This is a genomic window from Nocardiopsis oceanisediminis, from assembly GCF_048595525.1.
GTDB classification, from domain to species: domain Bacteria; phylum Actinomycetota; class Actinomycetes; order Streptosporangiales; family Streptosporangiaceae; genus Nocardiopsis_A; species Nocardiopsis_A oceanisediminis.
In genome coordinates, this window is the sequence record NZ_JAFMZJ010000001.1 from 682,234 (window position 1) to 693,307 (window position 11,074).

At 75.3% G+C, this 11,074-nt stretch carries 1 protein-coding gene; it reads right to left on the reverse strand.

Annotated features, from left to right (window positions below):
- Positions 1-4: 4 nt before the first annotated feature.
- The gene (locus J0910_RS03310; RefSeq protein WP_420157026.1) at positions 5-11,071 is read right to left on the reverse strand and encodes an SDR family NAD(P)-dependent oxidoreductase; all 11,067 of its coding nucleotides are present in this window, start codon (positions 11,069-11,071) and stop codon (positions 5-7) included.
- Positions 11,072-11,074 lie beyond the last annotated feature (3 nt).

Below are 11,074 nucleotides of genomic sequence, written 5' to 3' on the forward strand. Positions count from 1 at the left end.
CGGCTCAGGCACCGCCGAGCGTGTCGTCGATGAAGTCGAAGAGGTCGTCGACCGAGCCCGACTGCAACCGGTCGGCCACGGACGCCTCCGCCTCCGCCCCGGTCGAGCCGTTCCACTTCGACAGCAGGGTCTGCAGGCGGCCGCTGACGGCAGCCCGGCCGTCCTCGTCGGAGGGGAGCGACAGCAGCGCGGCCTCCAGCCGGTCCAGCTCGGCGAGGAGCGGCGCCACCGGGGACCCGTCCTCGTCGCCGGTCAGCTCCGAGCGCAGGTGCGCGGCCAGCTCCTCGGCGCTGGCGTAGTCGAAGATCAGCGTGGACGGCAGCCGCAGCCCGGTGGCCGCCTGCAGCCGGTTGCGCAGCTCGACCGCGGTCAGCGAGTCGAAGCCCAGGTCCAGGAAGCCGCGCCCGGAGTCCACCGACGCGGCGTCGGCGTGCCCGAGCACCGCGGCCACGTGCGTGTGCACCAGGTCGAGGAGGGCCCGGTTCCGCTCGGCCGCGGGGAGCGCCGCCAGCCGCTGCCGGAGCGTGCCCCCGTCGCCGGCCGCCTCCGGCCCGGCGGCGCGCCGCGCCGGCGCGCGGACCAGCCCGCGCAGCACCGGCGGCAGGTCGGCGCCGCGCAGCGCGGAGACGTCCAGCCGCATCGGGACGAGCACCGCCTCGTCCAGCGCGCGGGCGGTGTCGAACAGGGCCAGGCCCTGCTCCGGAGAGAGCGGGCGCATCCCGGCGCGGCCCATCCGCGACCGGTCGGCCTCCTCCAAGGCGGCCGCCATGCCGCCGGTCTGCTCCCACAGCCCCCAGGCCAGGGAGACCGCGGGCAGCCCGAGGCCGCGGCGGTGCTCGGCGAGGGCGTCCAGGAACGCGTTGCCGGCCGCGTAGGCGCCCTGACCGGCCGCCCCGGACACCCCGGCGACCGAGGAGAACAGCACGAACGCGGCCAGATCCAGGTCGCGGGTGAGTTCGTGCAGGTTCCAGGCGGCGTCGACCTTCGGGTGCAGCACGGCGTCGAACCGCTCCGGGGCGATCCCCTCGACGGTGCCGTCGTCCAGCACGCCGGCCGTGTGCACCACCGCCGTCAGCGGGTGCTCGGCCGGAAGCCGGTCCAGCAGCCCCGCGAGCGCGTCGCGGTCGCCCGCGTCGCAGGCGACGACGGCGGTGGCGGCGCCGAGTTCGGCGAGGTCGGCCAGGAGCTCCGAGGTGCCCTCGGCGTCCGGGCCGCGGCGGCCGACCAGCAGCAGGTGCCGGGTCCCGCCGGCGGCCAGGTGCCGGGCGACGAGGCCGCCCAGGCCGCCGGTCCCGCCGGTGATGAGCACCGTGCCCTCCGGGTCGGGGACGCGCGGCGGGGTGAGCACCACCTTGCCGACGTGCTTCGCCTGGCTCATGTACCGGAAGGCGTCGGGGGCCTCGCGCAGGCCGAAGACGGTGGTCGGCAGCGGGGCCAGCACGCCCCGCTCGAACAGCTCCAGGAGCTCGGCGAGCATCCGGCCCGTCCGCTCCGCCCCCGCCTCGGCCAGGTCGAACGCGCGGTACTCCACACCGGGGTGGTCGGCGCGCAGCGACTCGGCGGAGCGGACGTCGGTCTTGCCCATCTCCAGGAAGCGGCCGCCGTTGGGCAGCAGCCGCAGCGAGGCGTCGACGAACTCCCCGGCGAGCGCGTTGAGCACCACGTCCACCCCGCGGCCGCCGGTGGCGGCGAGGAAGCCGTCGGCGAACTCCAGGGTGCGGGAGGAGGCGATGCGCCCGTCCTCCAGGCCGAGCGAGCGCAGCGCGCCCCACTTGCCGGTGCCGGCGGTGCCGAACACCTCGGCGCCCAAGTGCCGGGCGATCTGCACGGCGGCCATGCCGACCCCGCCCGCGGCGGAGTGAACCAGCACCGACTCGCCGGGACGCAGACCGGCCAGGTCGACCAGCGCGTAGTAGGCGGTCAGGAACGCGACCGGGACGCCGGCGGCCTGCTCGAACGACCACCGCGGCGGCATCCGGGCGAGCAGCCGGTGGTCGGCCACCGCGGCCGTGCCGAGCGAACCGGACCCGGACAGCACGCCCATCACCCGGTCGCCGACGGCCAGGCCGGTGACGCCGGGCCCGACCTCGGTGACCACGCCCGCCGCCTCCTGGCCCAGCGGACCGGCCTCGCCCGGGTACATGCCCAGGGCGTTCAGCACGTCCCGGAAGTTCAGCCCGGCGGCGCGGACCGCGATGCGGACCTGCCCGCCGGAGAGCGGCTCGGCGGCGTCGGGGGCGGCGACCAGGGCCAGGCCGTCCAGGGTGCCCTTGGCGAGGGCGTCCAGCCGCCACGGCGACCCGCCGGCGGGCGGCAGCAGCGAAGAGCCGGAGGACACGCGGGCGAGGCGGGGCACGAGCAGCGTCCCGTCCCGCAGCGCGGCCTGCGGTTCGCCGGGGTCCGCGGCGGCGGCGACCAGCAGGGCGGCGGACGCCTCGCCGCCGTCGGTGTCGACCAGGCCGAACCGCCCGGGGTGCTCGGCCTGGGCCGAGCGCACCAGGCCCCAGACCGCCGCCCCGGCCAGGTCGGTCTTCCCGTCCGAGCCCTGGCCGGCGGCCACGGCGCCCCGGGTGGCGACGGCCAGCCGCGACCCGGTGAACCGGTCGTCGGCGAGCCAATCCTGCAGCACGCCGAGGACGCGCAGCCCGGCCGCGTGCACGCCCGGCGCCACCGCTCCGCCGTCCGCCGTGACCGGCAGCAGGACCAGGTCGGGGACGGGGGAGCCGGCGTCCACCGCGGCGCGGAGCGCGGCCAGGTCCGCGGCGGGCTCGGCCTTCACGCCGTTCCGGGCCAGGGCCGCGGCCAGATCGGGGCCGGCATCGCCCAGCACCGCGCAGCCGCCCGGCCGGGCGGATCCGGCGGGGACGGCCGTCCAGTCCAGGCGGAACAGGGAGTCGTGCTGCTCGCCGCGGGCGGCGCTGAGCTGCTCGGCCGAGACGGGCCGCAGCACCAGCGAGTCCACCGAGAGCACCGGTCGGCCGGTGCCGTCGGTGACCTGCAGGGCGAGCGCGCCGGGTTCGGGCTGCGTCAGCCGCACGCGGAGGGCGGACGCGCCGTGCGCGTGCAGGGACACGCCCGACCAGGAGAACGGGAGGCGGCCCTGCCCGTCCTCGGGGAAGAACGAGCCCAGGCCCACGGCGTGCAGGGCCGCGTCCAGCAGGGCGGGGTGCATCCCGAACCCTGCCGCCTGCTCCCGGTGGTCGGCGGGCAGCGCCACCTCGGCCAGCACCGCCTCGGTGAGGACCTCGCCGCCGTAGCGCAGGCCGGAGCGGAGCCCCTGGAAGACCGGGCCGTAGGCGAACCCCCGGTCCGCGAACCGGTCGTAGAGGTCGGTGACGTCGACGGGGGTCGCGCCCTCCGGCGGCCAGACGGGGTCCGGGACGGAAGCGGGGGCCGCCGTACCGGGGACCAGCGAACCGGTGCCGTGCCGGGTCCAGGAGGCGTCCGGTCCGGCGTCGGCGCTGCGCGAGTGGACGCTGATCGGCCGGCGGCCGGAGTCGTCGGCCGCGCCGACGGTGACCTGGATTCGGACCCCGCCGGTCTGCGGCAGAACGAGCGGGGCGGTGAGGGTCAGCTCCTCCACGGAGCCGCATCCGACCTGCGCACCGGCGTGCAGCGCGAGCTCGACGAACGCGGTGCCGGGCAGCAGCACGGTGCCCTGCACGGCGTGGTCGGCGATCCAGGGGTGGGTGCGGAGCGAGAGCAGGCCGGTGAAGAGGAACCCGTCCGTCTCGGGCAGCGCCACGGCGGCGCCGAGCAGCGGGTGCTCGGCGGAGTCCAGGCCGGCCGAGGACACGTCCCCGGCCGCCGCCGGGGCGTCCAGCCAGTACCGCTCGTGCTGGAAGGCGTAGGTGGGCAGGTCGACGCGCTGGGCGCCGGTGCCGGCGAAGAACGCGGTCCAGTCCACGGCCGATCCGTTGGTGTGCAGGGTTCCGAGCGCGGTGACCAGCGCGGTCGTCTCGGGCCGGTCCTTGCGGGCGGTGGGGACGAGCAGGGCGGTCTCGGAGCCGACGCTGTCCTGCGCCATGGCGGTCAGCACGCCGTCGGGGCCCAGTTCCAGGAAGCGGGTGGTGCCTTCGGTTTCCAGGGTGCGGATTCCGTCGGCGAAGCGGACGGCTTCGCGGACGTGACGGACCCAGTAGTCGGGGGAGCAGAGCTGTTCGGCGGTGGCGGTTTCCCCGGTCAGGTTGGAGACCACGGGGATGGCCGGGGGCGCGAAGGACAGTCCTTCGGCGGTCTTCCGGAAGTCCTCCAGCATCGGTTCCATGAGCGGCGAGTGGAAGGCGTGGGAGACCGTCAGCCGCTTGGTCTTGCGTCCCTGTTCACGGAAGCGGTCCGCCACCTGGGTAACCGCGTCCTCTTCGCCGGAGACGACGGTGGAGGTGGGCCCGTTGATCGCGGCGATGGAGAGTTCGTGTTCGCGTCCGTCCAGGTGGGGAAGGACTTCGTCTTCGGTGGCCTGGAGGGCGACCATGGCCCCGCCTGCGGGCAGGGCCTGCATCAGGCGTCCCCGGGCGGCGACGAGTGCGGCGGCGTCCTTGAGGGTGAGGACTCCGGCGGTGTGTGCGGCGGTGATCTCTCCGATGGAGTGGCCGGCCAGCAGGTCGGGGCGGATGCCCCAGGATTCGACCAGGCGGAACAGGGCGGTTTCGATGGCGAAGAGTCCGGCCTGGGTGTAGGCGGTCTGATCGATCAGCCCGGCGGCCTCGGAGCCTTCCCCGGCCCACACGACCTCGCGCAGCGGCCGGTCCAGATGCACGTCCAGCGCAGCGCACGCCGCGTCGAAGGCGTCGGCGAAGACCGGGAAGGCCGCGTACAGCTCACGCCCCATCCCGGCGCGCTGCGAACCCTGCCCCGAGAAGAGGAACGCGGTCTTCCCCGCCGCTCCGGTCGTGCCCTGGACGAGGTTGGCGGCGGGCTCGCCGGACGCCAGCGCGCCCAGCCCTGCCAGCAGACTCTCGCGGTCGTTCCCGACCACGACCGCGCGGTGCTCCATGGCCGAGCGGGTCGCGGCCAGGGAGAACGCGGTGTCCAGGAGGTCGAGGTCGGGGGCGGCCTCCAGATGGGCCAGCAGCCGACCGGCCTGGGCGCGCAGCGCCGCCTCGGTCTTGGCCGACACCGCCCACGGAAGCTCCGGAAGCACCCGTCCCGGACCGGTCTCCGGAGAAGCGGCGGTCGGTGCCTGCTCGACCACGACGTGCGCGTTGGTGCCGCTGATCCCGAACGAGGAGATACCTGCCCGGCGGGGTTCGCCGGTCTCGGGCCAGGGCTGCGCCTCCGCCAGCAGCTCAACGGCCCCGGCCGCCCAGTCCACGTGCGGGGTGGGCTCGTCCACGTGCAGGGTCTTCGGCAGCGTGCCGTTGCGGATGGCCATGACCATCTTGATCACGCCGGCCACGCCCGCTGCGGCCTGGGTGTGGCCGATGTTGGACTTGATCGAGCCGAGGAAGAGCGGCCGCTCTTCGGGCCGGTCCTGGCCGTAGGTGGCGAGGAGCGCCTGGGCCTCGATCGGGTCGCCCAGCCGGGTGCCGGTGCCGTGCGCCTCCACGGCGTCCACGTCGGCCGGCGCCAGACCGGCGTCGGCCAGCGCTTGGCGGATGACCCGCTGCTGGGACGGGCCGTTCGGGGCGGTCAGCCCGTTGGAAGCGCCGTCCTGGTTGACCGCCGATCCGCGCAGCACGGCCAGCACCTCGTGGCCGTTGCGGCGCGCGTCCGACAGCCGCTCCACCAGCAGCATGCCGACGCCTTCACCCCAGGCGGTGCCGTCTGCCGCGGCCGCGAACGCCTTGGCCCTGCCATCGGGGGAGAGGCCGCGCTGGCGGCTGAACTCCACGAACCCGACCGGGGTGGACATCACCGTCACGCCGCCCGCCAGCGCCATCGTGCATTCCCCGTTGCGCAGCGCCTGTGCGGCCAGGTGGAGCGCGACCAGCGACGACGAGCACGCCGTGTCGACCGTGACGGCGGGGCCCTCGAAGCCGAAGGTGTAGGAGATCCGGCCGGAGAAGACGCTGGCCGCGCTCCCCGTGCCCATGTAGCCCTCGACCGCGTCACCGGCGCCCAGCAGGAGCGAGGTGTAGTCCTGGCCGTTGGTTCCGGCGAAGACGCCGATCCGGTCGCCGCGCACCGACTCCGGGTCGATGCCGGCGTTCTCGAACGCCTCCCAGGTGGCCTCCAGCAGCAGTCGCTGCTGCGGGTCCATCGCCAGCGCCTCGCGCGGGGAGATCCCGAAGAACCCGGCGTCGAACAGCGTCGCGCGGTCGGTGAACGAACCCTCGCGCACGTACGACGTGCCGTGGCCGTCCGGGTCCGGGTCGTAGAGGTTCTCCAGGTCCCAGCCGCGGTCGTCGGGGAACGGGCCCGCCGTGTCGCGACCCTCGGCCAGCAGGCGCCACAGCTCCTCAGGGGTGTCCGCGCCGCCGGGGAACCGGCAGCTCATCGCGACGATCGCGACGGGCTCGTCGGCGGATCCCCGGACCGCCTCCGGCGCGTCGCCTCCGGTCTCGGCGCCGGTCAGCTCTCCGGCCAGGTGGACGACCAGGTCGGCGGGGGTGGGGTGGTCGAAGACCAGGGTCGCGGGCAGCCGGAGCCCGACGGCCGCGCCCAGCCGGTTGCGCAGCTCCACCGAGGTCAGCGAGTCGAAGCCGAGGTCGCGGAAGGCCAGGCCGGGCTCGACCGCCTCCGGCGCCGCGTAGCCGAGCACATCCGCGATCTGCGTCCGCACGATCCCCAGCAGCAGTTCGTCGCGGTCCTGCGCGGAGAGCCCGGCCACTCGGGCGGCCAGCGGGGAGGCGGCCCCGGTCGCGGAGCCGGCGGTCTCCGCCGTCTCGGCGGGCCGGTCCGTCCAGCGCCGCTGGAACGCGGGAAGCTCCCGGACCAGGGCCCTCGGGGATCCGCCCTCGGGGATCGAGCGCTCCCACTGCACGTCGGCGATGACGATGCACGTCTCGTCCCGGTCCAGCGCCCGCTGGAGGCCGGAGACGGCGAGCTCGGGGTCCATGGAGGGGACGCCGCGCTGCCGCAGCCGCCGCTCCAGCGCCCCCTCGGCCAGGCCGCCGCCGGCCCAGTGGCCCCAGGCGACCGAGGTCGCGGGCAGCCCTTCGGCCCTGCGCCGCAGCGCCAAGGCGTCCAGGAACGCGTTGCCCGGCGCGTAGTTGCCCTGGCCGGCGCCACCGTAGACCCCGGCGAGGGAGGAGAAGAGGACGAACGCCGACAGGTCGCGGTCGCGGGTCAGCTCGTCCAGGTTGACCGCGGCCTGCATTTTGACGCGCAGGGCCCGGTCCAGCTGCTCGATGGTCAGCGCGGCGACGAGGTCGTCGTCCAGCGCGGCGGCGGTGTGCACCACCGCGGTCAGCCGCCCGGGCAGCCCGGTGAGCAGTTCGGCCAATGCGTCCCGGTCGGCCACGTCGCAGGCGGCGATGGAGACCTCGGCGCCCAGCGCGGTGAGCTCGGTTTCGAGCTCCTCGGCGCCCTCGGCGGCCCGGCCCCGGCGGCTGACCAGCGCGATGTGCTCGGCGCCGCCGCGCGCCAGCCACCGGGCGGCGTGCGCGCCCAGCGCCCCCGTTCCCCCGGTGACCAGCACCGTCCTGTGCGGCCGCCAGGCGGTCTCCCCGGTCCGGTCGTCGCCGGCGGCGGCCTCCAGGAGCCGGCGGCCGAAGACGCCCGACGGCCGGACGGCCACCTCGTTCTCGCCGCCCCCGCCGGTGAGGACGGTGCGCAGCCGGCGCACCGCGGGCTCGTCGGCGGTCTCCGGAAGGTCGACCAGGCCGCCCCAGCGCTGCGGGTGCTCCTCGGCCACGACCCGGCCCAGGCCCCAGACCAGGGACTGCTCCGGCCGGTCCGGCCGCTCGGAGTCATCGACGGCCACGCCTCCGCGGGTGGCCAGCCACAGCGGCGCGTCGATCCCGGCGTCGCCGAGTGCCTGCACCAGGCCGAGCGTGCCCGCCAGGGCGCGCGGGACGGACGGGTGGCGGCCGTGCGGGCCGGACGCCAGGGCGGTGAGCGACAGGACGCCGCGGACCTCGGTGGACGGCCGCCCGGCCAGGGCGCCGCGCAGCAGTTCGGCGATCCGGTCCCGGTCCGCCTCGGCGTCGATCTCGACCCGGACGGCCTGACCGCCGTCCGCGTCCAGCAGCGCGCCGGCCGCGTCGGCCCAGGGGCGGTCGGCGGGCTCCCCGGTGACGACCAGCAGCCAGGTCCCGGGGGCCGTCTGCGCGGCCTGTGCCGATGCGTCGGCCAGCGGCTTCCAGGCGACCTTGTACCGCCAGCCGTCCGAGGTCGCCTCCGTGCCGCGGGCCCGGGGAACCTTGAGCCAGTAGTGCTCGCGCTGGAAGGGGTAGGTGGGCAGGTCGGTGCGCTCGGCGCCGGTGCCGGTGAAGACCTGGGTCCAGTCCACGGCGGTGCCGTTGGCGTGCGCTTCTGCCAGGGAGGTGAACAGGCGCTCCAGGCCGCCCTCATCGCGGCGCAGGGTGCCGAGCACGGTGGCGCGGTGCTCGGCGGCCGCGGCGGTGTCCTCCACCGCCGCCGTCAGCACCGGGTGCGGGCTGCACTCGATGAACGCCCCGTGCCCGTGGCTCAGGAGCGTGTACACGGCCGGTGCGAGCTGGACGGTCTGGCGGAGGTTGGTGTACCAGTAGGCGGCGTTGAGTTCTGCGGTGTCGATGGGCTCGCCGGTGACGGTGGAGTAGAACGGCACCTGCGAGCTGCGCGGCTCGATCGGCGCCAGCACGTCGAGCAGCCGCTTCTCGATCCGCTCGACGTGGGCGGAGTGGGAGGCGTAGTCCACGGGGATGCGTTTGGCGCGCACGCCGTCGGCTTCGCAGGCGGCGATCAGTTCGTCGAGGGCGTCGGTGTCGCCGGAGACCACGGTTGCGGCGGGGCCGTTGACGGCGGCGACGGAGAGCCGTCCGTCCCACTTCTCCAGGCGCTGGCCGATCTCCTCGGCGGGCAGTGCCACGGAGACCATGCCGCCTTGGCCGGAGAGTTCGGGCAGGGCCTTGCTGCGCAGCGCGACGACGCGGGCGGCGTCTTCGAGGGTGAGGGCTCCGGCGACGCAGGCGGCGGCGATCTCTCCTTGGCTGTGCCCGACGACGGCGTCGGGCTGCACGCCGTGTGCGCGCCAGACTTCGGCGAGGGAGACCATGACGGCCCACAGGGCCGGCTGGACCACATCGACCCGGTCCAGGGTCGGTGCGCCGTCGGTGCCGCGCAGGACGTCGATCAGCGACCAGTCGGTGAAGGAGGCCAGGGCGGCCGCGCATTCGGCCATCCGCTCGGCGAAGACCGGGGAGGAGTCCAGCAGCTCGACGGCCATTCCGGCCCACTGGGATCCCTGGCCGGGGAAGACGAACACCGTCCGACCGGGGGAGCCGGCGGTGCCGCGCACCGCGCCGGAAGCGGCGTCGTCGTCGGCCAGCGCGGTGAGCCCGGCAAGCAGCTCCTCCCGGTCCCGGCCGATCAGAACGGCGCGGTGCTCCAGCGTCGAGCGCGTCGTGGCGAGGGAGTATCCGATGTCCACGGGGTCCAGGTCGGCGTGCTTCCGGACGTGGGCCGAGAGCCGCTCGGCCTGGGCGCGGAGCGCCGCCTCGGTCTTCGCTGACACCGCCCACGGCACCACCGGCAGTCCCCGGAGCGGAGCCGCACTGGGCCGTGCCCCCTCTGCTCCTTCCGCGACCGCCTGCTCGACCGGCGCCTCTTCGATCACGACGTGCGCGTTGGTGCCGCTCATCCCGAAGGAGGAGATGCCCGCCCGGCGGGGCTCGCCGGTCTCGGGCCAGGGGCGGGCCTCGGTGAGCAGTTCCACGGCCCCGGCCGACCAGTCCACGTGCGGGGTCGGCTCGTCCACGTGCAGGGTCTTGGGCAGAACCCCGTGGCGCATGGCCATGACCATCTTGATCACGCCGCCCACCCCGGCCGCGGCCTGGGTGTGGCCGACGTTGGACTTCAGCGAACCCAGGAAGAGCGGCCGCCCCTCCGGCCGGTCCTGCCCGTAGGTGTCCAGCAGCGCCTGGGCCTCGATCGGGTCGCCCAGCGTGGTGCCGGTGCCGTGCGCCTCGACCGCGTCCACCTGGGAAGGGCTGAGCCCGGCGCCGGCCAGCGCCTGATGGATGACCCGCTGCTGGGACGGGCCGTTGGGGGCGGTCAGCCCGTTGGACGCCCCGTCCTGGTTGACCGCGCTGCCGCGCACCACCGCGAGCACCTTGTGGCCGTTGCGGCGCGCGTCGGACAGCCGCTCGACCAGCAGCATGCCGACGCCTTCGGCCCAGCCGGTCCCGTCGGCGGCCGCGGCGAACGCCTTGACCCGCCCGTCCGCCGCGAGCCCGCGCTGGCGGCTGAACTCCACGAAGCCCTCGGGCGTGGCCATCACGGTCACCCCGCCGGCCAGCGCGAGCGAGCACTCGTCCTTGCGCAGCGCCTGCGCGGCCAGGTGCAGGGCGACCAGCGAGGACGAGCACGCGGTGTCGATCGTCGCCGCCGGGCCCTCCAGGCCGAAGCTGTAGGCGATCCGGCCGGAGAGGACGCTGGCGGCGCTCCCGGTGGCGTAGTAGCCCTCCAGCTCTTCGGCGGCCTCGTCCAGGCGCGGGCCGGACACCTGCGCCATGCCGCCGACGAACACCCCGGTCCGGCTTCCGCGCAGCGCGGACGCCGGGATGGCGGCCCGCTCGAAGACCTCCCAGGAGGCCTCCAGCAGCAGCCGCTGCTGCGGGTCCATCGCCAGCGCCTCGCGCGGCGAGATCCCGAAGAAGAGGGAGTCGAATTCACCGGCGTCGTGCAGGAAACCGCCCTCGCGCACGTACGACGTTCCGGAGCGCTCCGGGTCCGGGTCGTACAGCCGCTCGACGTCCCAGCCCCGGTCGACCGGGAAACCGGAAACGGCGTCGGTGCCGTTCTCCACGAGCCGCCACAGCTCTTCCGGTGAATTCGCGCCCCCGGGGAACCGGCAGCTCATCCCGACGATGGCAAGGGGCTCCCGCTCCTTGTCCTCGACCTCGCGCAGGCGTGACCGGGCGTCGTTCAGGTCGGCTGTCACCCGCTTCAGGAAGTAGCGGAGCTTCTCTTCACTCGTGGTCATGGG